Here is a 26,883-nt window from a genome sequence, read left to right as displayed (position 1 = left end):
TTTACTCCGTACCAGATTGGCTAGCGTGCAGCAGGCTGTCCTGCAACCGCTTGGCATAGCGTGAAAAAACCGGGCTGACGCGAAAATCATCGTTGCGCGGGAAAGGTTCGGTAATGGCAATATCTTCCACCACCCGGCCTGGTCGCGCCGCCATCATAATCACTCGTTGGGAAAGAAATACGGCTTCATGAATCGAGTGGGTCACAAACACCACTGTCAGCTCTTGCTCCTGCCATAGCCGGAGCAAGTCACTGTCGAGTTTGTTGCGGGTTATTTCATCAAGTGCACCAAAAGGTTCATCCATCAGCAATAATTTAGGCCGGGTCACCAGCCCGCGGGCGATGGACACCCGCATCTGCATCCCGCCGGAAAGCTCCCGGGGTAATACCTTGGCAAACTTGCCCAGCCCGACTAACGCCAATGCTTCGCTGACACGCGTGTTGGCCTCTGCGCGAGGTACCCCGGCTAAATCCAGCGGCAAACGGACGTTGCTGTGCACATTGCTCCACGGCATCAGCGTGGCCTCCTGAAACACAAAGGACAGTGGCACCTGCGTTTTTTCACGGCTGTCACGACGCCACAGCATCAGTTTGCCGTCGCTGGGTTCGACCAAACCGGCGACCAGCTTTAGCAAGGTACTTTTGCCACAGCCCGAAGGCCCTAGCAGGGTAACAAACTCACCCTGATTGATCGTCAGATTGACCGGCAACAGCGCACGTGTGCCATTACTGTAGATTTTCTCTGCCGACAGCACCTCGATGGCAGGCGTCGTCGGCAGGCGCGGCGGTCGCAGTTGACTCATGATGGTCAAATTTTGCGCAGTGTTCACGGCATGATCCTCGCGTTTTTGATGAGGTCGAGGGTATAGGTCTGGTTAAACGGGACTTTATCAGCGTCAATCAGCTTGTTTTTCACTAACATATCCCAGGTTTTTTTCAGCCGAGGTTCGGTAATAATGCCGATGCCGTCGGTTTGGGCATCGCCACCGGTGACCAACTGATATTTCTTCATTTGGGCGATGCCAAATTCAATCTGGTCAACACCCATGCGCGGATTATCTTTGTGGATCAGCTTATTACCCTCGGTGGGATCCTGCAGATAGGCTTTCCAGCCTTGCATGGAGGCTTTGACAAAGGCCGCGACGGCGGTTGGCCGTTTTTTAACGGTATCCGCCATGCAAATGATGGAGTTGCCATAGGGCGGGTAACCCCAGTCACTGAGCGGATAGACGTAAAAAGGTTTCCCCCCTTTGGCCACCGAAAATGGTTCTGAGGTGACGTAACCTTGCTGCACCAGATTATTGTCGGCCAGGAAAGGCTGCACGCTAAAGGTATAAGGACGGATTTTGGCGTTGCCCAGGCCTAATTCGCTTTTTGCCCACGGCCAGAATGAGGTATAGGCCTCGGTGGCCAGCAGGAACGTTTTGTCTTTTAATTGTTGTGGTTTATCAATCTTATCGTGGCTGATAAACACCGTCGGTGAATGTTGGAATACGGTGGCGACGGTCATGGCATGCACCCCCGCTTGCCAGGTTTCGAGCGCTTGGCCATTGTCGCCGAGAGTACAGTCGGCTTGGCCTGCAGCCATCAGTTGCATCACGTTGACCTGTGGCCCACCCATTTTGATGGTCACATCAAGTCCGGCTTTTTTATACAAACCTTTGGCCTGCGCTTCGTAGAAACCACCATGTTCCGCCTGAGCGTACCAGTTAGTGAGAAAAGTGAATTTTTCTTCAGCCAGAGTGGACCAAGAGGTACTGATCAGCAGCAAAGTAAGCAATGGATAAGTTGGCGTACGCATATTTTTCATTATGGGAGTCCCTTTTATTCACAAACCAAAGAAGATGTCGGTGGAGTAAATGCGGATTGAACAAAACCGTGCCAATGGTGGTTTCCCCAGGTGGGTTCGCTACGCACCCGCCATTCCATCTGGTGGATCTCAGTGATGGCTTGCGCCCAACTGGCGGCCAAGGAATCAATAATGGCATGACCTTGCTCGGCGGTGGCTTGGGTTGGATCGCCGATCACGCCGCTGGGACCAAAATCGTAAGCGACCCAGGCTGCAGCAGGGCGGCCGCTAGACAGTGTCGGGCAAGGGAATTCCGGTGGATAGTGGGCAACAGCGTGTTCCATATGAACACATTCAGGGGCCAGGGCCAGCATCAGGGCGGTCTCGCTGTGGCCTGCGTGCATGGCCATTTTTTGCTCCTGAGCACTCAAAAATTGTTTTGCCACATTGGGAACGTTAAACACGTCGTGAGGGATCATGACCATATCGCCGTGACGCAGGCGCATTTCACGTGAAGCCATCTGCAATACCTGCGGCTGTCCGCCGTGGCCATTGATCATCAGCAGCTTGCGAAAACCCGCGCGATAGAGCGATTCGGCCACCTCCAGAATGGTCTGCAGTAGTGTGCTACCGGTCAGGGTCAGCGTACCGGGAAAATTCAGATGTTCATCCGACTTACCGTACGTTATCGGTGGGATGGCATAAGCCGGAATCTCAGCCGACAGGCGAGCGAGTGCATGACCGGCTACTCCGGAGGAAATGACACTGTCTACTGAGCACGGCAAATGAGGACCGTGCTGTTCAATAGCGCCCGTCGGTAATACGATAACGGTATTGGCTTTGTCTGGCAGGGCCGCAATCGCCGTCCAGCTAAGGAAAGGGAGAAAGCGTGCGGCAGGAATATAACCGTTGATCATGGCTGTGCCTCTGTGTCAGAAATTATTGTGGTAACCACACCGTCGCTTCAACTTCAATGAGCACCTCTGCACTGGGCAGCATTTCACTGACCTGCACCACGGTAGATGCCGGCGGGTGTTCGGGGTAAAACAGTTTTCTTACCCGGCTGTAATAGGGAAAGTGGTCGAGGTGGCGAAAATATTGCACCAGTTTGATCACATCGCTCATTTGTCCCCCCGCCGATTCAACGGTTTGACGTATGCTTTCGAGCACATACCAGCTTTGTGCGAGAATCGGCCCCTGTTTGGCATCCGTAGAAAACTCACCCGTTTCGCCCAGGAGTTGCCGCGCCTCGGCGGGGATATCCTGAAAACCGCGCACCAATGTCGCGCTCAGCGGATTGACGGGAATAATGCCGGAGAGAAAGATAAAATCACCGGCGCGACGCCAAGCGGCATAGTGCGCAAGGGGTTTACCTGCACCTGCGTCAAGACTCATTGATATGCTCCTGATCCCACATCCGTTGATAGATAAGCTTGCCGTGGTTAATCACCAGACGCGCAGCACTGTTTAATGGCCAAGTAAAGCGGTCGCTACCGGGAAAAATCACGATATTGGCGGCGTTTCCGACAACCAGCGGAGAGCCAGCACGGGTTGCACCGGTCAACACGGCCAGATCACAGATGAGCCGTGACTGCTGGTCGAAAACATCCTCAAGCTGGGCGGCGAACATCCCGCAGGTCAGGGTATCGAGCGGGTCATAGCTGCCTGCCGGACAGAAGGCATCCTGAACGTTGTCACAACCCAGCAGGGTTGGAACCCCTGCGGTTTGCGCCTCTTTTAATAGCGTTATCCCGCGCTGGCGCGGCGTTCGGCCCACGACCGCATCCTGCAACAGCAGGTTAGTCATGGGCAGCGCGATCAGCGTAACGCGCTGTTTGGCCAATAAGGCCAGCACTTGTTTTGCCTGTTGTTCACCGCCAGAAGCCAGCGCACAGCCGTGGCTGCAGCAAATGTGGCCTGGAAATTCGTGGTTGGACAGATACTCAGCCAACCAGACCAGCCCGTTTGCGGTTTTGCCCAGTTCCTCGTCAATATGAAGATCCAGATTCAAATGCCAGCGAGCGGCGCTCAGCATCAAATTTTCCATCGCCGCCGGATCCCAGTTGGACGAGTGAATAAATCCGCCCAATAAGCCGTGCTCACCGCTGTGTGCTACGGCTTGTGCAATGGCATCTGCCGTGGCTGCATCGGCAAAAAAAACCAGCGGTACCAATGCAACCCGCTCCAAGGTGACACCCGGTTGCTCAAGTTTGGCCATTTCCAACCAGGCAGCCGGCGCCGTCGCGTCGAACCAATCAATATGGGTGCGCAAGTGCGAGACGCCGTGTGCTGCTGCCCGTGCCAATCCCTGGGCGGCACGCTGATGAATATCTTGTGCGTTCCAGTGCCAACGATCCTGTTGCATGGCGTCAATGGCGGCTAATAAACCCGGCCCAGCCGGACGGCTGCGCCCGATGGTGAAGGTCTTATCCAGATGGGCGTGTGGTTCAATCAGCCCCGGCAGGACCAATGCGCCATCGAGGTTCCATAACGCACACTGAGACGATTTTGTCGGCGAGAGCGAGGAAATCATCCCGTCGGCAAAACCAATATCAGCTGTCAGCGGTTCGCCATGGTGCATCGGCCAGTCGGCGGGCAGCGCCCATACGGGTAAACGGGCGTTGCTGATGCCGTTAAGTTGCGTTTGGGCCATGGGCATACTCATCTATAGCTCCACATAGGCATCACAGATCCAGCACCAAAACCGGGCTTTTCGAGCGCGAACAACACAACGTCATCTGCGTGTTCTGTGCTTTTTCGTCCTCGCTGAGCACACAATCCCGGTGTTCGGGAATTCCGTCGATAACCTCGGTAATACAGGCGCCACACATCCCTTGTTCGCAGGACAGCATAATGTCGATTTTGGCACTTAATAAGACTTCGGCAATTGTTTGGTCAGGCTTGACGAGGAAACGTTGCCCGGTGGAATTCAGTTCAATATAAAAATCCTGATTTTCCGTTTTTTTATCCAATTCAGCATGAGTGAATCGTTCAAAGGATAATTGAGAGGGTTTCCATTGATACCGTTGCATAATTTCTTTCAGGCGTTGGACAAAACCGTCTGGCCCGCAGGCAATGACGGCAGTATCTTGGTCTGGATGGCATAAACATACCGGCGTTGTATCGCGAAGGGAATCATGGGTGTCGCTGCCATGCAGGTAGACCTGTTTCGCCAGATGTGACGCATGTAGACGGTGTTTAAATGCAATTTCCTTAACATCAGAAACATAGTAATGCAGCTCAAAATCAATGCCTTGATTGGCGAAATTTTCAGCCATTGCCAACAGGGGGGTAATGCCGATGCCCCCGGCAAACAGTAAATAGCGTCCTGCTGCGGGCAACGGGAAATGATGACGGGGTGCTGAGATACTCAGGCTATCACCGGGCTTGAGACGATGATGAATGAAATCTGACCCACCGGCAGACAGGTCCGCCAATTTAACACAAATTTCATAATGGTCTGTGTGGTTACATTCGGTACAAAGTGAGTATTGTCGAGTGCCAATATCGGGAATGAAAATATCAATATGAGCGCCTGGGGAATAAGCCGGTAAAACACCACCTTGCTGCGCGACCATCTGTATTGACACATTTCCCAGACCGTTTTCGGTCATTGTTTTGATGGATACAGGAATCAGGTCAGTGTGTTTCATTAGCGGTTACCGTAAAAATAGAATGTATGTTGATACCTAGTGGCATCCCTACCAGTTAAACATCGAGCAGGATAGATATCCGCTGCTGGTTGATGAATCTGTGAAACGAATGTTTCCGTTGTCATGAACGATACGTTATTGTGATAAAACTGTTGCGTCCAGAGCTTTGATTCGCACAACCCGTTGCATAAAAGAGAGCAGGTTAACTATGTTCGCATTCTCGCGGTTTTTGCTGTATTTCACTGAAGTTAGCCGCCAGGGATCGTTTCGCAAAGCCTCAGAAACCTTGCACGTCGCGGCGTCGTCTATCGACAGACAGATACTCCGGGTAGAAAAAGAGCTGGCTATGCCATTGTTTGAACGCCATCCGACGGGGCTGAGGTTAACCGCCGCGGGCGAACTGCTGCTGCATGCGGCCAATAACTGGAAAAAAGATTTTAACCGGGTATGTGAGCAACTTGATGACCTGCGGGGGCTCAGACGTGGTCATGTGCGCATTGCCACTATTGATGCCATCAACCGGAATTTTTTCTCGGCGATGCTAAAAAAGGTACATCACGAATACCCCAATATTTCCTTTACATTAACCACCATGAACAATGTTGATATAGAACAGGCGCTGATATCCGGCGATGCCGATTTTGGCATTATGCTCAATCCTCAAAGCTCAAGAGAGTTACAGGTCCGCGCCTTTACCGAAATTGCTATTGGAATTGTGGTCCCTAAAGGGCATCCCCTGGAGGGCAGAAGCGGTATTCGTTTTAATCAGTGTACTGAATACCCGTTTATCCTGCCGTCTGCCCCGCTGATGCTATGCGAACCGGTCGATGCACTGGTGAATATTACGGGTATTTCGGTTAAAGAAGCCGCTGTTTCTAATAACATTCACATGATTCGCTCCTTGATTAAGGAGCAAATAGGGATTGGTGTATTGTGCCGCCTGGACATCTTGGATGAGATCGCCAACGACCAACTGGCGTTTATCCCGCTTACCGATCCACAGCTTAAATCATTTACCCTGGCGCTGTGCGTATCCCCGTCACGGCAACTGTCTCTGGCAGCATCAATGATGCTCAAGCAGGTAGAGGTGTTGTTTAGCCAAATTCACAGTGGCAGCACTAGCCAACGCTAATTTGCACAATTATGGTGTGTTTTGCGGTTGTGTGAATCAAAGGTTGCAGAGGAAAAAGCAAACTTGCTGTATAAAGCAGTCTATAAAAAATAAACATCAAACGGGAGGGCTTGTTATGCCGTTATGCCATAAAATCATGTGCGCCAATGCCGAATCAGGTGAGGAAAAGCTGCTACAAGGCCTTGCTACCACGGAACTTGAGGCGCTTAGTCCTGACGTTAACCACGAAGTCCTGCAGCAGGTGCATTATCTTCATGACGGCCAGAATCGGTCGTCTGCAACAATGTTGCGTAACTATATCAATCAGTTATCTTGCGCTCGCGAATACAAAGAAATTTAAATGAGGCGCTGATTCTGAGGGGATTTTCTGTTATTAAGCATGATGTGCTTTCTGGCAAACTGCGCCAGCCTTTACCAACACACCGTGACCAATACAACTTAATCAGTAAAAAATCCCCAGGCATTTCCCGTCGTGGGCGCCAAGTCTTAATGACTGGCCATGTCAGCGTCCGATAGTTGCAAAAGCCTAAGGGTGGTTAGCATCGCTTGATCCAGCGCACTGCTATCACGGCGCAATTTCGTCAGCAGCGTCGCCCCCAGCCACAATTCATAAAGGGCCAGTGCGCTGTGTTCCGGAATCAAATCAGCAGATAAGGAACCATCCTGAATGCCTTCGGCAATACAGGCACTGAGCTGTGCAAGCAGGTTTTCTGTTCCGTGTTTTAACGCCTCACGCATGATCTCAGAGAGATCAGACACCTCGGCACTGAGTTTAACCACCAGACATTTACCTGTCAGATCGTCACCTTCCTGGGTTTCTTGCCAGCATTGCCAGTAGGTCATCAAACGTGCTGCAGCGGTCCTGCTACGATCCGTCAGTACGCTTTGCAGGCGCTGGTTGTAATCGGTAAAGTAATCTTGCAGTAATGCCTCACCAAAAGATTCCTTCGATTTAAAGTAATGATAAAAAGACCCTTTTGGTACTTTTGCGGCTCCCAGGATCTCAGACAGCCCAACGGCTGAAAACCCTTTGCCTACAATCACCCGCTTGCCGGTATCGAGGATATGTTGCCGGACATCTTTATGTTCAGTTGCCATGATTCGTTTTCCACAGAGATTAGACCGATCGTCTAATAATCAATGAAGGCATTTTCAACGTGTTTGGCAAAAATTGCAAATACAAAAAAAGCCAACTAGACGACCGGTCTAATCAGTGTTAAGTTATGGCCATTGGTTTAGAACTGCGCTGATGCCTATACCCGTCAGCCTGGCAAATTTTTCCCTAACGGAGAACCTCATGCTTAATTTCGATTTTTACAACCCGACCCATATTGCGTTTGGTAAAGGACGTATCGCTGATCTGGCGACGCTGGTTCCTGCACATGCGCATGTGCTGATTTTATTGGGTGGTGAAAGTGCACGTAAAAACGGTACGTTGGACGAAGTGCGCACCGCGCTAGGTTCACGTCAGGTTTCAGAATTTAATGGCATTGAGCCTAATCCGAGTTTTGAAAAACTCATGTTGGCCGTAGAGCAGATAAAAAAAGAAAAGATAGATTTTTTGCTGGCGGTGGGCGGGGGTTCGGTACTCGATGGGACTAAGTTCGTTGCTGCCGCTAGCCTGTATGAAGGCGACCCGACTGAGATCCTCAGCTCTTTTGGCGCTAAAATCACCCAAGCCATGCCATTCGGTTCGGTGCTGACACTGCCGGCTACCGGCTCAGAAATGAATAATGGCGGGGTCATCACCATTAAATCCCGTGGTGCCAAACTACCGTTCTTGAATAATAACGTCTTCCCGCGTTTTTCGGTTTTAGACCCGACCAAAACCTACACCTTACCGCAGCGCCAACTGGCCAATGGGGTGGTTGATGCGTTTATCCACGTGATGGAACAATATCTGACTTATCCGGTGGGTGGTGTTATTCAGGATCGTTTTGCTGAAAGCTTACTGCTAACCCTTATTGAACAAGGTCCGCTTGCCGTCGAATCGACTGATTACACTGCGCGCGCCAATTTGATGTGGACCGCAACCCTGGCGCTCAATGGACTGATCGCTGCTGGTGTGCCTTCTGACTGGGGTACTCATATGATCGGCCATGAAATGACCGCTAAATACGGTATCGATCACGCCCGTACCTTGGCGGTGGTATTACCCGCCATGATGCAAATCCGCCGGGTAGCAAAACAAGAGAAATTACTGCAATACGCCAAACGCGTCTGGCAGATCACTGAGGGCTCTGATGATGACATCATCGATGCGGCTATTGCTAAAACCCGCGCGTTCTTCGAATCACTTGGCCTGCCAACCCACCTTGCTGCTTACGACATTGGTGAAGATGGCATCACGGCGATCCTCAAACAACTTGAAGAACATGGCATGGTGGCATTAGGCGAACGCCATGAAGTGACGTTGGCTGAAAGTCGCAAAGTGCTAGAGGCGGCGCTGTGAGCCCATTATGCCAACGGGCCCGCACGTTTTTGCCCACCTACTTTTTGCCCGTTAACGTGCCGGCCGTCATGTCGGCCAACTGAAGACGCACGTTGGCAACATCATATGATCAGCACTGTTGGCTAAACACTGTTGGCAACACATGGAATACTAAATGAAAGTTCTTATTGTTCTAACCTCGCACGATCAACTGGGTACTACCGGCCTTAAAACCGGGTTCTGGCTTGAAGAGTTCGCCGCGCCTTATTATGTCTTTAAAGATGCTGGTGCCACCATCACATTGGTCTCACCAAAAGGCGGCCAGCCGCCAATTGATCCCAAAAGTGACGAACCCGATTTTCAGACAGCGGCAACGGATCGCTTCAAAGCGGATCTGGGCAGCCAGGGTTTACTCGCGCATACCCACAAACTCAGTGACATCCAAGCCTCGGATTACGATGCGGTATTCTACTCTGGCGGTCATGGGCCATTGTGGGATCTGGCTGAAGATGCCAAATCCATCGAGCTAATCGAGCGCATCTATGCTGCTGGGAAACCCCTGGGCGCGGTGTGTCATGCCCCTGGCATATTCCGCCACACCAAGGCGGCCAATGGTGAACCCTTAGTTAAAGGAAAACGGGTGACCGGTTTCACTAATAGCGAAGAAGCAGCCGTTCAATTAACTGACGTTGTACCCTTCCTGGTTGAAGACATGCTGGTCGCCAATGGTGGCCAATACAGTAAAGGCCCTGACTGGATGCCCTTTGCGCAGATCGATGGCCAACTGATCACCGGTCAGAACCCTGCATCTTCTGCGTTGGTGGCGCATGAGATGCTGAAGTTATTAGAATCGAAATAACACCTAAAAATAAACAAAGTTAACGCGCAGCCGGGTCTTCAAACGTCAGGTTTTTAGGCTCGGCTTAACGTATTTTTGCGAGCCATAAAGTGCTTACGGATAACCTCGGTTGCGGTACGGGATGATAGCTTGCGGTCCAGTTCATCCTGCTGGCTGTGTATCTCAGGGCTGGGTTCGGGCTGATTTTGATTTGCAGCTAATTGATAAAATATTTCCGCAGAAACGGGTTTGACACCCACTATTTTTTGGGCAATATATTGTTGCAACTCGGCTCCACCCATGTTCATTATCGCCTGCGCCAGCGGATATTTCCAGGTTTGCGTATCATAATAAGGCATCTTACCGGTCAGAGACAAAAATTCTCCAAGCGATTGGTCCCCACTCGCCATACCCGAATGAGACAAACACATGAAATCTTCGAAAATAGGATGTGGCAAAGACTGGGTAATAACAACATTTATCTTGGCCTTCCCTTGCCCAGTAATTTCTATGGAACGCGTCAGATTACCATTGTCTGGGTTGGCGAAAAACAGTGTCGCTTTGGCAAAGAGTCCAAGGAGGTCAAACTGGTCATTTTTTAATTCAAGTATATCTTTTAATGCCGTTGGCAACTTATGTTTAACCTCGCTGTTTAATTGACGCATTACCATAATGTAATTATGATCTTTATCCTCTGTCATCGTTTCACTGAGGGTGTTCGCAATGAAAACTTGCATGCCGGTGATCATGAGTTTTGAACTGATATATGCCAAATGGTAATGACTGTCCTGTGCCAGAGACATATTATTACTGTCAATTAATTTTAGCAATTCTCCTTTGAATCGTGCTTTGATGGCATCTTTTGTACCGGTATCTGTTGGCAAGTAACCGATTGAATCTACGCCAAATCCTAAATTATATGCACTGATTCTTTCAAAGCCAATACCATCAATTACTGTTTCGTAGTGACTCAGACCTTTATTTTTTGAACATAACAGATCCATTTCTTCAATAAGCACAATATCGTGTTTAGGAAACTGATATTTATCGCATAATTGATTGATATGGTCCACCAAATAGGTCGAATTAAAAATATCAAGGGGTGCAACCACAAAAATAGGATTATACAGTTCTCCTATTGTATGTACGACGTTATCGCGCATAGACAAGTTGCGTAAAATGATTTTTTTTGGTTCATTAGCATCTACGGATGAAATGGTTACCCGGCAGCCTTCATTTAATGCAATGTTGGCTATTTTATTTGCTAAAACATGATCCCCGTTACCACCGATAAAAGGGTTGATTAATACTACATCACGCCCATAAAGCGACTTGCTCGTGAAATGACTGTTTATTATATTTTCTGATTTATTAATAGGTGTGACAGTCGACGTGGTGCTCATTGTATTGGTGTACACTTGATTTACCTTACGGTGTTTTTTAACGGGAACAACCGAATAATAGCGCACTTATTAGAATATTGTCTAACTAAGTTTTGATGTATAAGTTAATAATGCATAGAAAATTAATGGATACATGCCGATGACTGGTAATGTTATTATAAATAATAACATTAAATATTATTTACAATAAAATAAATGCAGGATTAAAAAATGACAGGTTTACCACACTGTGCGCAGTTGCTTTTGGGTGATATCCGTATTGATGACGCCTTCGATCAAATGGTAGACGTAGCCGTAACCAGACGCAAGAGCGTGACTTCAGACGGCGCAGCCAGGCGTATCGGCGGCCCCCAGTAGCCCGTGCCGCGGCTGGTGTATACCCAGAGATCATTGAGCTTGGACAGTCCGTGAACAAACGGCTGCTGTAACCGAACAACGTATTGCCAGGGCAGAAACTGGCCGCCATGCGTGTGGCCGGACAATTGCAGCGTGAAACCTGCCGCTGATGCTGCTGGTGCACTGCGTGGCTGATGGGCAAGCAATAGCCGGAACAAGATATCGTGCGGTGCGCCGTGCAGGGCTTTGTGCGGATCGCTGGTGTGCGCCGGGTCGAAGTTACCGCCACTGTAATCCGTCACGCCCGCCACGATGGCGCGTGCGCCATCGTGGTTAATCACCACATGTTGGTTCATCAACACCGTAAAACCCAGCCGACGAAACTCCACAATCCATGTCTCCGCGCCGGCATAATATTCATGATTGCCGGTGACGAAAAATGTGCCGTGCCGTGCGGATAAGGCGCCTAGCGGTCGAGCATCAGCCTCCAGCTGCGACACGGATCCATCGACGACATCGCCGGTCACCGCAATCAGATCCGGCTTGAGCGCATTGACGGTTGCCACGATTTTCTCGACATAACCGCGTTTAATGGTTGGGCCGATATGAATGTCGCTGATCTGCACAATTTTAAAGCCATTGAGCGCCGTCGCCAGTCCTGCGATCGGGACATCGATCATCTTAACCGGCGCATTGCGACGCGCGTTATAGACACCCAACAACGTGAGCAGTAGGGCAAATAGAGGCACGCACAGCGCGCTGGTGGCGGTGAACTCCGCCATGGCAATGGGGGTGATGCCCTGCAAGCGGAACACCACCTGGAGCAAAAAAAACACCATATCGCGCAGCACTGTCAGCACCAACAGCAACGAAAAAACGCCCATCATGAGCAAGCCTACCCACGCGAGCCGGTCTGACAGCGGCTGTTTTTTTATACTGCGCGCCGCCATGCCGAGCGGGATCAGCAAAATAGAGGCCACCAACAGTAGCGCCGCGAGCCATTTGAAGGGCGTCGCGATAGACAGGGCAGGAATGAGCCGCATGCCGATATACACATGCAAAAGAGTGACGATGCTGATGAGACGAATAAAAAATGCAGTGCGAAGCATAGACAATCTTCCTTTTGCTTTAACGCGAAAACGTCAAGTATCGTATTAAATACGAATAATGCGCATCGGTAAACCTTGGAGATAGTGTGTCGGTGCTCTCACCTTCAGTGCATATTTACTCTGTTCAACCTCATTTTTTGCTGCGCGGCGTGCACTGGACAGGCTATTGGTTTATGTTTAACCAACACCGGATCGCTTGAACAGTGAGTCCATAAGCGTATATTGATTGAGATCATTATTTAAAGGTTCGGTGAATGTTCGACTATCTTTGTTATGTTGATCCAAGAGAAAGAATATTTGACGTTTAAGATAGTGATCTCGAATTTTAACCTGGTTTTCGGGCTGTTTTTTTCGGGGTAACTCCCTGTAATAAAAAAAGGAATGAAATATGGCCTATGCAACAATCAATCCCTATACAGGAAAAACCATCAAGACGTTTCCCAACGCTACCGATGCCGAGGTCTCAAGAGCCTTGGATCAAGGCGATGCTGCATTCCGGCAATGGAAAACCACGAGTGTAGCCGATCGTGTTGCCGTGCTGCAAAAAGCAGCCGACCTGCTGCGAGCCAAGCACACCGAATACGCGAAGATGCTGACGCTGGAAATGGGTAAGCTGTTGGGCGAAGCAGAGGCGGAGGTCGAATTATCGGCCGCGATCTTTGAGTACTATGTCGAGAATGCCGAGCAACAACTGGCACCGGAAACTCTGCCGTCGAAGGATCCGGCGGTGATCGAGGCCTGGTTGGTGAACGAGCCCCTGGGTATCATTCTGGCCATCGAACCGTGGAATTTCCCTTACTACCAAATTGCTCGTATCATCGCGCCGCAGCTGGCTGCTGGCAACGTAGTGGTGCTTAAGCACGCGTCCAACGTGCCGCAATCCGCCGATATGTTTGAGAAGCTGATGCTGGAGGCCGGTCTGCCGGTGGGCGGATTCAAGAACCTTTACGCCACCCGCGACCAACTCGAAACCATCATTAACGATCCCCGCGTGCACGGTGTTGCGCTGACCGGTTCGGAAGATGCGGGCGCGATAGTGGCGTCACAGGCCGGTAAGGCGTTGAAAAAATCCACCATGGAATTGGGTGGCGCCGATGCTTTTGTGGTGCTGGAAGATGCCGATGTAGACAAGGCAGCCAAGTGGGCGGTATTCGGACGCCACTGGAATGCTGGCCAGGTGTGTTGCTCGTCCAAACGTATCATCGTGGTTGAAGCTGTCTATGATGCCTTTATGGCGAAGTACCAGGCCGGCGTGGCGCAGCTCAAGGCTGGCGATCCCCTGGACCCGGCGACAACCCTGGCACCGCTGTCCTCTCAGGGCGCGGCCGACGATGTGCGCAAGCAGGTGGATCAGGCCGTTGGTCATGGGGCGACGTTGACCACGATCGGTGCCAACGTGCCGACGCAGGGCGCTTTTGTGCAGCCGGTGCTTCTCACCGACCTGACAAAGGACAACCCAGCGTATTACTGGGAATTCTTCGGCCCGGTATCGCTGGTTTTCAAGGCCAAAGATGAAGCACATGCTATTGAAATCGCCAACGACTCTCCGTTCGGACTGGGCGGTTCAGTGTTCACCCAGGATATCGACCGCGGCCGCAAGGTTGCCGCGCAGATATCCACCGGCATGGTTTATATCAACCACCCGACTGCGGTGAAAGCTGATTTACCGTTTGGCGGAGTGCGTCGTTCAGGCTATGGCCGTGAGCTTATCGGCCTTGGGCTGAAAGAGTTCGTCAATCATAAGTTGATTGGCGTGACCGATATCGATGGCGGCTTCTGATAGCTGCCAGTGCCAGCCCTGACTCACTTGGGGCTGGCCTGTTTTCCTTAACTCGTACAAATACCGCATCCGCGTAACCATATCATGCAGTATCCAGCCATGTGGATTCAGACGGTCACTGCAACATCGCGTCCAGCACGTGGTGGTGATAAGAGCCCGATCAGCCAATTCCATCAGGGACAGGGGCATAACCTCACATAAAGTCCGGATGTATGGCAGCAATCTTAACCTCCTCTGTGTCGTCATCAATTGAAGGCTTAGCAAACAGGGGGTCAAGGTATGTGAGAGGACAACGGGAGTCATCCTGCGGCCTACTCGATCCTGAGAAATGCATCTTTCCTTTCAAATCTGTACGTTTTCAAAACATAATCTAAACACACGCCAGCCACCAGTTGCACTATAATTGATATACGGTCAGAGAGCCGTTGAGTTTATAATCCAAGATTTGCATTCCATTGCCCGCCATTGTCCGATGCGGGCAATTTTTTGTGACTGAAATGTCAAAGCCTGCGTTTTATACTATCAACAGCGCTGACAGTCCAAAGCCCACCGCTAGCAGTCTTATTCAAACGTGCACCGGAGATATTAAAGGGATTAACAGATATTATTAAGTCGGTGGGAATTTTCATTATCAACCCACATCCCGTGGGCTGTCAGCATATATTTCTAGAAAGGCATCTATGGCAGTAAATAATGTCTGATCAGAACTCTGTTCATTTATCTCTTCTCGCAGTCCCCACAACCGCCATTCGACGTTTCCTGCTTCACATAGTGCCCTAAAATGCAAAGCCATGGTCTTGGGGCACGAGGTTCTTAAACGACCCGGTTTTATTTCAGCTGCCAGTATCGACTGGATTTGTTGCAAAATGATTTTAACACCACTTTCGTAGAATATACTCGCCAGTTCGGGGAAACGGCCAACTTCCCCAATGATCATGCGGTGGATAGCCAATACTTGGCTATCCAGCACCAGTGCCAAATAGCTTTTTCCTAGGTTGAAAAGACGGCTGCGCAGATCGGTAACGCACTGATCATGGAAGTTGAGTATTGCCTTGCTACGTTCACTGCCTGCCTCAATAACATAAGCTTCAAATAACTGTTCTTTGGTAGCGAAATAGTTATACAGCGTAACCCGCGAACCACCCAGTTTTGCTGAGATTGCTGCCATTGAAACCGCTGCATAACCATGTTGCAGGAATAATTCTCCCGCCACGGCAATAATCGCCTGACGGCGGGTTTCAGTTTTAACGCGCATGTTGTCCTCCTGTTTATAACTGTCCAACATTGTACATTTATATTGTCATTATGGGAAAGTGAGTGTATGTTTAAATGTGAACGTATTCGTACAGTTATGAGGGTGATTTTATGTCTTTGTTTTTGTGTTTTTTTAGAGGGTTATGCCGGCTCCACTTTCTGAAGGCAAAACCCGCCCCACTGAATTCTGAAGACTTTTTTCACTATCCTGATCGTCGGGTGCTTGTTTGGCATCTTATCTCCTCGTACGGCACTCCTTAAACCAAGCACGACGTACATATCAGTTTACCCTTCGGCACCCGTTGTCTTGGAAGGGGGCTGGGTATTGTTCCCATCATTTTGCAAGAGTAAAACTATGCATCGTAAAATTTACATAGCCTCTATGGTTATATTGCTTTCTGCTTGTGATCGCGCCGCGTCACCCAGGATCCAGGCGGTTATCCCTGAAGTTGATGTCATGACGCTGCATACGCAACCCGTCGCGTTGTCAACCAGCCTCCCTGGCAGAACGTCACCCGTTCGCAGTGCTGAGGTTAGACCCCAGGTCAATGGCATTATCCTTAAACGTTATTTTGTCGAAGGCTCAGATGTTAAAGCGGGGCAACAACTTTACCAAATCGATCCCGCGACTTATCAGGCAGCTTATGACAAGGCGGCGGCGACACTGGCGAATGCCAGTGCCTTGGCTAAGCGTTACAAATCATTATCCCAGGCGCATGCCATTAGCCAGCAGCAATATGATGATGCGGTAGCCTCAGAGAAAGAAGCCGCGGCGGATGTTGAAACTGCACGGGTTAATCTCACTTATACCAAAGTTCTTGCCCCCATATCAGGGCATATCGGACGTTCATTGTTCACCGAAGGTGCCCTGGTGACCAATGGCCAATCTTCATATTTGACCACAATCCAACAACTGAATCCTATCTATGTTGATGTTACCGAGTCATCGCAGGATCTGTTGCGGCTACGGCACGCGCTGGCATCCGGAAAACTGAAGTCCGCAGGTGATAATGCCGCCGCGGTGGGTTTGATCTTGGCGGATGGCAGTCACTATTCCCATGAGGGTAAGCTCGAATTTTCTGAAGTGACGGTGGATGAAGGTACCGGCTCGGTCACGATGCGAGCGTCATTTCCCAACGCCGGTGGTGAGCTGCTACCGGGCATGTTTGTGCATGCCATGCTATCGCAAGGAGTACAGGAACAAGGGATTTTGGTAGCGCAAGAAGCGGTAGGACGGGATGTGAAGGGCAGACCTTATGTGTATGTGGTCACCCATGATAATACCGTCGAGCAACGCACTATCACAACGGATCGGATGTACGGCGATTCGTGGTTGGTCACGCAAGGGCTGAGGGCCGGGGAGCGGGTTATTACACAAGGATTACAAAACGTGAGGGTGGGCGGCAACGTTAAGGCCACTGAACAAATTGAAGATAAGACCGCACCCTCGGTGACCAATAATTTATCTATGACCGATCCAAGTGCACGATAAGGGTTAACCAATGTCGAAGTTTTTTATCGAGCGTCCGATCTTCGCCTGGGTCGTCGCTATTATCATCATGTTGGCAGGTGGATTGTCGATCCTGACATTGCCTATCAACCAATATCCGAACATTGCCCCGCCGGCAATCTCCGTCAACGTAACCTATCCCGGCGCCTCCGCGCAAACGGTACAAAGCACCGTAGTGCAGGTTATTGAGCAGCAACTCAATGGGTTGGACAATTTACGTTATATTGAATCCCAGAGCAGCAGTGATGGCAGTGCCACGATTATTGCCACTTTTGATCAGGGCACCGATCCCGATATCGCCCAGGTACAGGTGCAAAACAAGGTCTCGCTGGCAGAAGCCCAATTGCCTTCTGAAGCCACGTCACAGGGATTGCGCGTAGCCAAATATCAAGCCAACTTTATGATGGTTATCAGCCTAATATCTGAAGATGGTAAGCTCAGCGATGCCGATTTGGGGAACCTGCTGGTTTCCAAACTGCAGGACCCGATCTTGCGTAGCAAGGGGGTGGGCGACTATACGTTAATGGGTGCTGAATATGGTATGAGGATTTGGCTTGACCCTGCCAAACTCGACCAATACCAGCTTGTTCCCAGTGATGTTTCCACGGCGATCGCTCAACAAAACGTACAGATTTCCTCAGGTAAAATCGGCGGCACACCGACGTTGCCTGGAACAAAAACCAGTGCGACCATCATCGGGAAAACACGGTTATCCAGCGTTAAACAATTTGAAAATATCTTATTGAAAGTCAATGCCGATGGCTCTCAGGTGCGGATTAAGGACGTAGCCACCACCGATTTGGGACCGGAAAACTACAGTATTTCCTCCACCTTCAATGGGAAACCGTCAGCCGGTATCGCGCTGCGTCTTGCCAGTGGCGCCAATATTCTCGATACCGTCAAAGCGGTCAGACAAACTATAGATAGTCTGCACTCTTCGCTGCCTGCGGGGGTAAAAGTTGAATTTCCTTATGACACTTCGCCGGTGGTTAGCGCTTCAATACACGAAGTGGTGAAAACGCTGCTTGAAGCTATCGTGCTGGTGTTTTGCGTAATGCTCCTGTTTTTGCAGAATTTACGTGCGACTATTATCACTACCCTGGTGGTGCCGGTGGTACTGTTGGGCACCTTCGGTATCCTCGCGGCCTTCGGTTATTCCATTAATACACTGACGATGTTTGCCATGGTTTTGGCTATTGGACTGTTGGTGGATGATGCAATAGTGGTAGTGGAAAATGTCGAACGCGTAATGAGTAGTGAAAAATTAAGTCCCAAGGAGGCCACCAAAAAATCCATGGGCCAAATACAGGGCGCGCTGTTCGGCATTGCGTTAGTTCTTTCCGCCGTACTGGTGCCGATGGCCTTTTTTGGTGGTTCGACCGGGATTATTTATCGCCAGTTCTCTATCACCATTGTTTCGGCCATGGCTCTGTCAGTGCTGCTGGCACTGATTTTCACCCCGGCGCTTTGCGCCACCTTGCTAAAACCCACCGACGAGGAAAAAGCCAAACGCGGATTTTCCGGCTGGTTTAATCGTAAATTCGATGCAGGGACGGTGATATACAGTAAAAGCGTGGCCGGGGTTATTTCTCGACGTGGTCTGTTCCTGTTGATCTATCTGGGGATTGTGGTTGTTACCGGCTTTTTGTTTACCAAAGTTCCCGGTTCTTTCCTCCCTGATGAAGACCAGGGCACGATGATGGTACAGGTTACCCTGCCGGCCAATGCATCATCCGAACGAACCCAAGAAGTGTTGATGCAGGTGAAGGATTATTTGATTAACAAGGAAAGCGCGACGGTTCAGTCGGTTTTTACCGCCAATGGGTTTAGTTTTGCCGGGCGGGGACAAAATGTAGGTATGGCCTTCGTGCGATTAAAGGACTGGAGTGAACGCCGTCGCGAAGATACGGTGCAAGCCCTTGCTGGGCGGGCTATGCAATATTTTGCCAATGTTAAGAGCGCTAAAATATATGCCCTGGTGCCGCCATCGGTGATGGAGTTAGGTAATGCTACCGGCTTTGACTTCTTTTTGCAGGATATTAATGGACAGGGGCACGAGGCGTTAATGGCGGCTCGTAATCAATTTTTACAACTGGCCTCACAAGATACCCGTCTTACTGCCGTGCGTCCCAATGGCATGGAAGATGAACCCGAGTATCAACTTATTATTGACGATGAACGGGCGCGGGCGCTGGGATTAAGTCTTGAGGATATTAACGATACGCTTTCTGCGGCCTGGGGCTCGAGTTATATCAATCAATTTTTGTATCAGGGGCGTGTCAAAAAAGTCTATATCCAAGGCCGTGCGTCTTCGCGGGTTACGCCAGAAGATATGAAACAATGGTATTTCCGTAATAGCAGTAATCAGATGGTCCCGTTCTCTGCGTTCGGCAGCGGAAAATGGGTCTATGGCTCACCCCGTATGGAACGATTTAATGGGGTCTCTTCCGTTGAGATCATGGGTTCGCCATCGCCGGGTTATAGCTCAGGGGACGCAACCAAGGCGGTAATGGAAATCGCTGCCAAATTACCGCCGGGATTTGAAGTGAAATGGCATGGTTTGTCTTATGAAGAACAGCTCTCAGGTTCCCAAGCACCAGCACTGTACGGTATCTCGGTCATCATTGTGTTTCTTTGTCTTGCTGCGCTGTATGAAAGCTGGTCTATTCCCATCTCGGTATTACTGGTGGTCCCGTTAGGCGTACTGGGGACCATTGGTGCGGTGTTATTACGGGGATTGGAAAATGACGTGTTCTTCCAGGTTGGGTTGCTGACCACCGTGGGGCTGGCGGCAAAAAATGCCATTCTGATCGTTGAGTTTGCCAAAGATCTGCATGAAAAGGAGGGCAAAGATATTGTCGAAGCCGCAATAGCCGCGGCTAAACTTCGGGTTCGCCCGATCATCATGACGTCAATGGCGTTTATTCTGGGCGTGCTGCCGCTGACCCTCTCACATGGTGCGGGCGCGGGTAGCCAGCATTCGATTGGGACTGCGGTTATTGGCGGCATGATCACCGCCACTTTCCTGGCCATATTTTTTGTACCGATGTTTTATGTTGTTGTGGTGCGTCTATTTACAGGTCGCAAAACGTTATCCACTAGTCGTCAAAATGAGGTGTCCGCCGATGAGTAATCCTGTCAGGTCTTTATCAGTGAGTGCTGTGGTTGTTTCAGCGTTACTGACAGGATGTACCTTACAACCGGACTATCATCGACCTGCGTTGCCGGTGGTTAATCATTGGGAACAATCGACTAAAGGGCCGCAGTCAATGCCGAATGTGGTGGATACGGGATGGCAACAGTTTTTCACCGATCCTGAGATGCGCCAGTTGATTATCCTGGCGTTAACCAACAATCGCGACCTCAAGGTCGCAGTGCTGAATGTCGAAAAGGCCCGAGCCCAATACCGGATCGACCGGGCTGCCTTGCTCCCCACCATTGATGCCACTGCGAGTCAGACTTCGGCACACTTGCCGGGAGGGTTATACAGCACCCAAAGCACCGGTCCGGCAACGTATCATCAATATGAGGGCGGGTTGGGCGTAACGTCGTGGGAGTTGGATTTTTTCGGCAAGTTGCGTAGCCTGAAAGATGAGGGGTTGGAAAGTTATCTGTCGAGCGCCGCCACGCAGCAGGCGACCCAGATCAGCCTGATTTCAGACGTGGCCACGGGCTATCTGACGCTGTGTTCCGACAATGATTTGCTAAAACTGGCTGAACAAACGATGCAAAGTCAGCAGGGCTCTTACGATCTGACTAAGCGCAGCTATGACTATGGCGTCAGTACATCGCAGGATTTAGCCCAGGCGGAAACCACGGTACGGGCGGCCCAAGCGGATGTGGCGAAATATACTCGCCAGGTGAAACAGGATCTGGATGCGTTGACGCTACTGGTGGGCGCGGCATTACCCACATCCGTTATGCAAAATGCCAAATTGGATAATAACTGGCATTTTCCGGCAACGCCGGTGGGTTTGCCTTCAGATCTATTGGCGCGTCGCCCGGATATTATTGCGGCCGAACATACACTGAAAGCGGCCAATGCCAATATAGGCGCGGCTCGTGCCGCTTTCTTCCCCAGTATCAGCCTGACGACCTCGGGGGGATCGGCAAGCAGTAGCCTTGATCATCTCTTCAGCGCCGGGACCGCCAACTGGTCCTTTGTCCCTTCGGTGAGTATACCGATCTTTGATGGTGGCGTGAACAGCGCCAATTTGGATATTGCCAAGCTATCAAAACGAATCGAAGTGGCAAATTACGAGCAGGCTATTGAGCAGGCCTTCAAGGATGTTGCGGATTCGCTGGCGGGGCAGGCAACGTACAAAGATGAACTTAGCGCTCGTCAGTTAGACACGGCGGCTAATCAACGTAATTACGACCTTTCCACCCTGCGTTTTCATGCAGGCGTCGATAATTTTTTAAATGTGTTAGTGGCGCAACGAGAGCTCTATTCCGCACAACAATCGGAGATTACTACCCATCTTGGTTTGTTGAATCAACAAATTACGCTGTATAAAGCACTGGGTGGGGGCTGGAAACAATAAAGCGAGGATTTCATGTGCTCTCGTCGCGGCTTTTTTTGAGGATGACATTTAAGTCAGCGACAAGGTGTCTGCGTGGGTGGCAAGCAAGCCCCGCAGGCATTTGGCCCGCCAAATAAACTCCACGAACGGCGCCTGCGGCGCCGTTCGTATTCTTTGTACGGGGAGTTTGGCTTTGTTTGTGTTGGGCTGTTCGTTTTTTCATTTTCTGACGGAGTCTAATGTCCAAATCACCGGCCAGATTGGGTACCCTCCAACACCTCTGCCGGGGTCCAGTTGCCATGCAGCGACATGCGTAGACGGAACGGAACTTTGATACGGGCGACAGGGCCGGTAGCCATCTTCAGCGAGTCCAGCACCACCAATTCGGTATTGTTGCCGTGGAGATGATTCAGCAACGCGATCACATAGCCGTCGCCCTCAGGCGCATCTGGTGAGCGGGGAACGAAAATCGGTTCCTGAAAGCACTGCGCATTCCCGGGATACCAGGCTTCGGTCTCGCCTGTCCTTACGTTGACATGGGCAAGCTGGTTAAAGAACTGGAATGGCCGTTCGCCCAGGGTCTCGTCGAAGGGCAGGGTCGGGTCGAAGGCAAGGACGAAACCGTGCTCGTATGACTTGCCGATGAAGCGTTCGTCACAGCGGGGGAACTCACAAGGGAACGCAGTGAGCGGTTGTGGCTGGAGAGTCTGTTTGCCAGCCTCTGATTCTCCCAGGCCGTTGAGATTGAACGTCCATCGCATGAGCTGCGAACTCAGGGCCTCTGGCAAGGGAACAGAGCCGTCGGCCTGTGGGAAGAAATAAAAAACGTTGCCGCTCGTCACCGGCATATCGACCCGCAGCAAACCGTCTTCCTCGTAAGCGTTGAGGGTATGCCCCTGGAAGCCGTCCTTCGGTCCATGGAACCACATAACATCCTCACCGCTGCCGTCACGCGGTAGGACACCGAAGAGTTGTGGCAGGTCCGGCTGCCATTCGAAGTGTTGACCGCCCGCTTTCATCCGGTCGACATCGACGGTCAGTGGGATGAGTGGGAAGACGACGTGACGGGCGGTGACAGCGAAGTCATGAATCATCGCCGCATAGGGTCCCTTGAACCAGATTTCTTTCTTTAGCTTGCCGTTGGCGTCGATCTCGAAATAGGCAATGTCCGACGTACCGTCGCCCTTGGCTTCATAGGAAAAGCACAGAAGGTCGCCATTGTCGGGATCGATCTTGGGATGCGCAGTGAAGGTGGCCGATTTGATCTGTCCGTTGAAGTCCCAGACGCCAAGCGTTTCCAATGTATTAGGATCGAGCGCGTAAGGCAGTGCGTCCTCCTTCATTGCCAGCAAGACGCCAGCATGGAACAACACGGTAGTATTGGCAGTGGTGTTGTTCTCGGCTGCCAGCGGATCGTTGGTGTAGATGTTGCGGTAGACGCCGTTGAGGGAACGTCGTTCCTTCCATTGTGCCTTTAGCCTGTCGGTCTGCACGTAACGTCGGTGCAGGCTGACGTGGCCGTTCTCGAACTTGAAGGCCGATACAAGCCCATCACCGTTAAAGAAAATGTCTTTGCCCCGCATCGGCGGATAGTAAGAATCCGGCGAGACCTGAAAGAAGGTACCTTTGATCTGGGGTGGGACGTCGCCTTCTATCTCCAGATCGAAAATCTGCGTCTCGACACGGCTCGGTTTGTACAGACCGGTGAACTCCGGCGTTTCAGGAAATTTCAAACTCATGATCCTTGCTCCTCAGTTTTTTCGATAAATTGCCGACCAGATGCTGCTCAGAAGGGATAGGCGCGCGGTTCATGCTGCACGCTAATCCAGTGGTCGGTTGTCAGTTCCTGGATGATCCAGTCGCTATTGAAGCGGCCAAGGCCGCTGTTCTTTTCACCACCGAACATCGTGTTGGGATCGTCGTTGGGAGAAATGTCGTTGATGTGGGTCATTCCCGCCTCGATGCTTTGGGCGAAACGAAGGCCCCGCTCGGTGTTCTCGGTGAACACCGAACTTGACAGTCCAAACTCTGTCTGGTTGGCTAGGCGCAGGGCATCGGCTTCGTCCCTCGCTCGGATGAGCGGGGCGATTGGGCTGAACAATTCGGTCTGCGCGAGGTCCGAGTCGTTGGCGACATCGGCGAAGACCTGCGGCGGTAGCACTAATCCCGACGGCTCTTCCCCGAGAAGCTGACGGGTGCCGATGGCGCGGGCCTTTTTAATATGGTTCAGTGCGGCCTTGAACTGTTTCTCATTGATCAACGGCCCGATCACAGTATCGGCTTCGTTGGGATCGCCGACCTTGAGCTTGCGTGCCCGCTCGACGAAGGCGTCGACAAAACGGTCGTAAAGACCATTTTCAATGATGATTCGGTTGCTGCTCATGCAGATCTGGCCCTGATGCAGGAAACGACCGACGATAGCCCCACTCACCGCGCGGTCGAAATTAGCATCATCCAGCACCACACAGGGGGCATTGCCGCCGAGTTCAAGTGCAACCCGCTTCAACATCGGCCCCGTCATTGCCAGTTCGCCGATATGGCGGCCTACACGTGTGGACCCCGTGAAGGAAATGAGTTTCGGGATGGGGTGAAGCGTAAAGGCATCACCGATCTCGCTGACCTCGCCAACCACGACATTGAGCAGGCCGGGAGGCAGGCCCGCTTCTTCGTAGATGCTCGCGAGCAGCAGGCCTCCGGTGATCGGTGTGTCATCCGCCGGCTTGACCACAACGCCGTTACCGATAGCAAGTGCAGGTGCGATCGTGCGATTGGACAGATGCATAGGGAAGTTCCAGGGGCTGATGACGCCGATAACGCCGAGAGGGCGGCGGTAGACGCGACTTTCCTTTCCGGGAACGTCGATCGGTAGAATCTGCCCTGCGATACGGGCCGGCATGGTGGCAGCCGCAAGCGTACAGGCGCGAACCCCATCCCATTCCATCTCTGCTTTCAGTCGTGTGCTACCGGACTCGGCGATCAGCCAGTCGACGATCTCGCTATGACGCCGGTCAAGGACCTCGACAGCACGGTACATGACGGCGGCCCGTTCGCTTGGCATCAGCCGCGCCCAGTCGCGCTGAACTGCGGCGGCGGAGCGGTAGGCGTCATCGAGATCATCGTGCGAGGCACAGGCAATCTCGGTCAGCAGTTTCTGATTATAGGGATTATGGTCCTGAAGCGTGGTTCCGGCATGGCCGGGCCGCCATTGACCTGCGATATATTGGCCTGTGTAGTTATTTTGAGCTTGATAAATAGCACTCATGAGGTTTCTCCGTTTTGGTTTTTTGTCAGTGCGTCGGCCAGCATGGCGGCAGCTTGCCTTGCAGCAGAGTCACACGCTGATGCATTCGGCGATGAGGTTGATGGGGTTTGATCTCCGATCTTCGTTGCCAGAACTTGGTTGGCGGTTGCGAGGCATTCCTGAGCTGCCAGAAAAATCGCGTCCTGCGGCTTCGTGAAACAGAGCAGTCTTGCCACAGCGCTGCGCAGACTTTGCCGCATGGCTTTGGCCGACGCGGTGCCCCGATTTGTCGAAAGTTGCAGGGTCAGTCGGACGATCCGCTTTGCTAGCAAACTGCTGTAAACAGCGGGTGTGGCAGGAAGGAGGGTCCAGAATGTCGCCACGGCGATCATCACGCCAACAATCATCGCTGCAGCTTCGTTGAACGCGAGCTCGACCCCAACGGGTGGCGAGGAGGGTTGTGACGTCAGCAGGAAGGTCATGGTAAGGTCAATTGCCATTTTCGATGTTGCCGGACGCTGCATTAACCAGGCACCGGCAAGCAGGAAGGGAGCGATACACAGCAAGGTCGGTGCGAGGCCATCAGCATGGGGCAGCAGAAAGAGTCGAGCCAGGACCCCGGTGATAGCACCGGCCATAGTGCCGAGTAGCACTTGGATTACCATGTGATTGCCATGGTCGTGGCTGGAAAACAGCGATGTGAAAAGTGCTGCCGTCATCACCATCATGGCACCAGTCCCCCAGCCCGACACCCACCAGATGATTGCAGCAATCGCCAGGGCCACAACGGGACGCGACGCCGCACGCCAGACAGACGATGGATCGATATCGAGCTGTAAGGGCTCAGGCGACGTTCTCTCATTCACCAGGATCTGCCGCAATTCGTCAAGCGTGTCCGCCATGGCCGGCTGACGGGAATTGTTGGCCGCCGCGATCAGCATCGCCAGATGCCTTTTGGTAGAGCCCTGAGTCTCCTGTGGCAAGTTGCCCCCGTGCGACGTGGCGCTCAGGGCGATCAATTCCAGCAGCAATCCCGAGATGCATCGTGTGCGTCGGGCTTCGCGTTGGCGATGGAGCGAACCCGCGGCATATTCATCGACGCAGCGATCGAGCGTTGCGATTTCGGACAAAAGAGTAACGCAGGGCTTGCCAATAGTGCCCTTGCGAAGGAATTCCTCCACATAAGCAAGGCAGCGGTCCACTACGTCGGCTCTCCGATGCGCCAGTACCTTGCCACGGCCCGGCAATGCGTGGTACGAGAAGACCGCTGAGCAGATGATGCCGATCATTGTACAGATGACCCGGTCGAGCGTGAGGCCGGGATCGGACACTCTCTCGCCAATTCCGAACAGGACAATGATAGACGCCGTGTAGCCGGCCAATACGAAGCCGTAGTTGAGAAAATGCCGAAAGATGCTGCCTAGTCCGGCACACAGAGCCAGCCAGGCGGCGACAGCCACAAGCGCATCTAGCCGATTCTCTGCCAACAGGTTTAGGATCAATGCTCCGGTTAGTGCGCCGCAGATTGTCCCGATAAGACGCGCGAGGCTACGCTCGAATAGAAGCCCCTGTGTCGGTTGTGCGACAAGCCACACGGTCATGGCAGCCCACCAAGGATGGTGGATACCGAAGTCCCAGGCGGCGGCGAAAGCGAAAAGCGCAGCGGTTGTTGTCCGCAGTGCGAACATCGCAGGCCATTGCGAATGTGGGACATTCATGTGAGGTACCTTTCGAACACAATCGATCTCACGATGGGCTTGGTGAGATGGAAAGGCCCTCTCGTCGGACCGGTTTTGTATCAATGTATGGGCCATAGGTAAATGATATCTATACGACATCGTTTAGTTATTATTTATTCTTTGATAAAAGTCAAGTTTTCTATACG

The 26,883-nt window shown here is 51.6% G+C and carries 21 protein-coding genes; 8 read left to right on the top strand and 13 right to left on the bottom strand.

All coding sequences use genetic code 11. The features are described from left to right. Position 1: 1 nt before the first annotated feature. From SJI19_RS13680 to SJI19_RS13655, 6 genes are read right to left on the bottom strand one after another with little or no spacing between them, the layout of a single operon-like run. A complete protein-coding gene (locus tag SJI19_RS13680; RefSeq protein WP_323478822.1) occupies positions 2–829 on the bottom strand; it encodes an ABC transporter ATP-binding protein in 828 nt (275 codons plus the stop codon). Continuing rightward, a complete protein-coding gene (locus tag SJI19_RS13675; RefSeq protein WP_323478821.1) occupies positions 826–1,809 on the bottom strand; it encodes an ABC transporter substrate-binding protein in 984 nt (327 codons plus the stop codon). The genes SJI19_RS13680 and SJI19_RS13675 overlap by 4 nt, the downstream gene beginning before the upstream one ends. A 14-nt stretch (positions 1,810–1,823) precedes the next feature. After that, a complete protein-coding gene (locus SJI19_RS13670; RefSeq protein WP_323478820.1) occupies positions 1,824–2,705 on the bottom strand; it encodes a creatininase family protein in 882 nt (293 codons plus the stop codon). Positions 2,706–2,727: 22 nt separating this feature from the next. Further along, positions 2,728–3,183, bottom strand: coding sequence for a RidA family protein (locus SJI19_RS13665; protein ID WP_323478819.1), 456 nt, complete (start codon positions 3,181–3,183; stop codon positions 2,728–2,730). Continuing rightward, entirely contained in the window at positions 3,173–4,453 is a 1,281-nt protein-coding gene (locus SJI19_RS13660; RefSeq protein ID WP_323478818.1) for a cytosine deaminase, read from the bottom strand. The genes SJI19_RS13665 and SJI19_RS13660 overlap by 11 nt, the downstream gene beginning before the upstream one ends. Positions 4,454–4,472: 19 nt before the next feature. Next, on the bottom strand, positions 4,473–5,441 hold the full coding sequence (locus SJI19_RS13655; RefSeq protein WP_323478817.1) for a PDR/VanB family oxidoreductase: 969 nt from the start codon (positions 5,439–5,441) through the stop codon (positions 4,473–4,475). 208 nt (positions 5,442–5,649) lie between these two features. On the opposite strand from SJI19_RS13655, the gene SJI19_RS13650 reads away from it, so the two are divergent. Both SJI19_RS13650 and SJI19_RS13645 read left to right on the top strand, forming a co-directional pair. Continuing rightward, positions 5,650–6,573 (top strand): LysR family transcriptional regulator, encoded by a 924-nt coding sequence (locus SJI19_RS13650; RefSeq protein WP_323478816.1) that lies wholly within the window; start codon positions 5,650–5,652, stop codon positions 6,571–6,573. Positions 6,574–6,688: 115 nt separating this feature from the next. After that, entirely contained in the window at positions 6,689–6,913 is a 225-nt protein-coding gene (locus tag SJI19_RS13645; protein ID WP_323478815.1) for a hypothetical protein, read from the top strand. Positions 6,914–7,059: 146 nt separating this feature from the next. Here SJI19_RS13645 and SJI19_RS13640 read toward each other — a convergent pair whose 3' ends face one another. Beyond that, a complete protein-coding gene (locus SJI19_RS13640) occupies positions 7,060–7,671 on the bottom strand; it encodes a TetR/AcrR family transcriptional regulator (protein ID WP_323478814.1) in 612 nt (203 codons plus the stop codon). 199 nt (positions 7,672–7,870) lie between these two features. On the opposite strand from SJI19_RS13640, the gene SJI19_RS13635 reads away from it, so the two are divergent. Continuing rightward, complete coding sequence (locus SJI19_RS13635; protein ID WP_323478813.1) at positions 7,871–9,025, top strand: iron-containing alcohol dehydrogenase; 1,155 nt, start codon at positions 7,871–7,873, stop codon at positions 9,023–9,025. A 154-nt stretch (positions 9,026–9,179) separates the two neighbouring features. Beyond that, positions 9,180–9,863: a type 1 glutamine amidotransferase domain-containing protein gene (locus tag SJI19_RS13630; protein ID WP_323478812.1), complete on the top strand. Its 684-nt coding sequence runs from the start codon at positions 9,180–9,182 to the stop codon at positions 9,861–9,863. A 53-nt stretch (positions 9,864–9,916) separates the two neighbouring features. Here SJI19_RS13630 and SJI19_RS13625 read toward each other — a convergent pair whose 3' ends face one another. Together SJI19_RS13625 and SJI19_RS13620 are read right to left on the bottom strand one after the other, a co-directional pair. Further along, complete coding sequence (locus tag SJI19_RS13625) at positions 9,917–11,260, bottom strand: hypothetical protein (protein WP_323478811.1); 1,344 nt, start codon at positions 11,258–11,260, stop codon at positions 9,917–9,919. 260 nt (positions 11,261–11,520) lie between these two features. Then, positions 11,521–12,690 carry a metallophosphoesterase gene (locus tag SJI19_RS13620; protein ID WP_323478810.1) on the bottom strand — a complete coding sequence of 390 codons (1,170 nt, stop codon included), beginning with the start codon at positions 12,688–12,690 and terminating at the stop codon, positions 11,521–11,523. Between the two features lie 388 nt (positions 12,691–13,078). Here SJI19_RS13620 and SJI19_RS13615 point away from each other — a divergent pair, with 388 nt between their 5' ends. Beyond that, complete coding sequence (locus SJI19_RS13615) at positions 13,079–14,470, top strand: NAD-dependent succinate-semialdehyde dehydrogenase (protein ID WP_323478809.1); 1,392 nt, start codon at positions 13,079–13,081, stop codon at positions 14,468–14,470. 631 nt (positions 14,471–15,101) lie between these two features. Here SJI19_RS13615 and SJI19_RS13610 read toward each other — a convergent pair. Beyond that, the gene (locus SJI19_RS13610) at positions 15,102–15,725 is read right to left on the bottom strand and encodes a TetR/AcrR family transcriptional regulator (RefSeq protein WP_323478808.1); all 624 of its coding nucleotides are present in this window, start codon (positions 15,723–15,725) and stop codon (positions 15,102–15,104) included. Positions 15,726–16,079: 354 nt separating this feature from the next. Here SJI19_RS13610 and SJI19_RS13605 point away from each other — a divergent pair, with 354 nt between their 5' ends. From SJI19_RS13605 to SJI19_RS13595, 3 genes are read left to right on the top strand one after another with little or no spacing between them, the layout of a single operon-like run. After that, entirely contained in the window at positions 16,080–17,216 is a 1,137-nt protein-coding gene (locus SJI19_RS13605; RefSeq protein ID WP_323478807.1) for an efflux RND transporter periplasmic adaptor subunit, read from the top strand. A 10-nt stretch (positions 17,217–17,226) separates the two neighbouring features. Beyond that, positions 17,227–20,367, top strand: a complete 3,141-nt coding sequence (locus SJI19_RS13600) for an efflux RND transporter permease subunit (protein WP_323478806.1) — start codon at positions 17,227–17,229, stop codon at positions 20,365–20,367. Further along, entirely contained in the window at positions 20,360–21,778 is a 1,419-nt protein-coding gene (locus SJI19_RS13595) for an efflux transporter outer membrane subunit (protein WP_323478805.1), read from the top strand. Before SJI19_RS13600 ends, SJI19_RS13595 begins: the two co-directional genes overlap by 8 nt. A gap of 227 nt (positions 21,779–22,005) precedes the next feature. Here SJI19_RS13595 and SJI19_RS13590 read toward each other — a convergent pair whose 3' ends face one another. Genes SJI19_RS13590 through SJI19_RS13580 form a run of 3 tightly spaced genes read right to left on the bottom strand, consistent with a single transcriptional unit; the run spans position 22,006 to position 26,716 of the window. Continuing rightward, positions 22,006–23,496: a carotenoid oxygenase family protein gene (locus tag SJI19_RS13590; RefSeq protein WP_323478804.1), complete on the bottom strand. Its 1,491-nt coding sequence runs from the start codon at positions 23,494–23,496 to the stop codon at positions 22,006–22,008. A gap of 47 nt (positions 23,497–23,543) precedes the next feature. After that, positions 23,544–25,019: an aldehyde dehydrogenase family protein gene (locus tag SJI19_RS13585; protein ID WP_323478803.1), complete on the bottom strand. Its 1,476-nt coding sequence runs from the start codon at positions 25,017–25,019 to the stop codon at positions 23,544–23,546. After that, on the bottom strand, positions 25,016–26,716 hold the full coding sequence (locus SJI19_RS13580) for an FUSC family protein (protein WP_323478802.1): 1,701 nt from the start codon (positions 26,714–26,716) through the stop codon (positions 25,016–25,018). Before SJI19_RS13580 ends, SJI19_RS13585 begins: the two co-directional genes overlap by 4 nt. Positions 26,717–26,883 lie beyond the last annotated feature (167 nt).

This window comes from Acerihabitans sp. TG2 (assembly GCF_035013185.1).
GTDB lineage: Bacteria > Pseudomonadota > Gammaproteobacteria > Enterobacterales > Enterobacteriaceae > Acerihabitans.
Note: the sequence above shows the minus strand (reverse complement) of the source record. Positions and strands in the feature narration are given on the sequence as shown.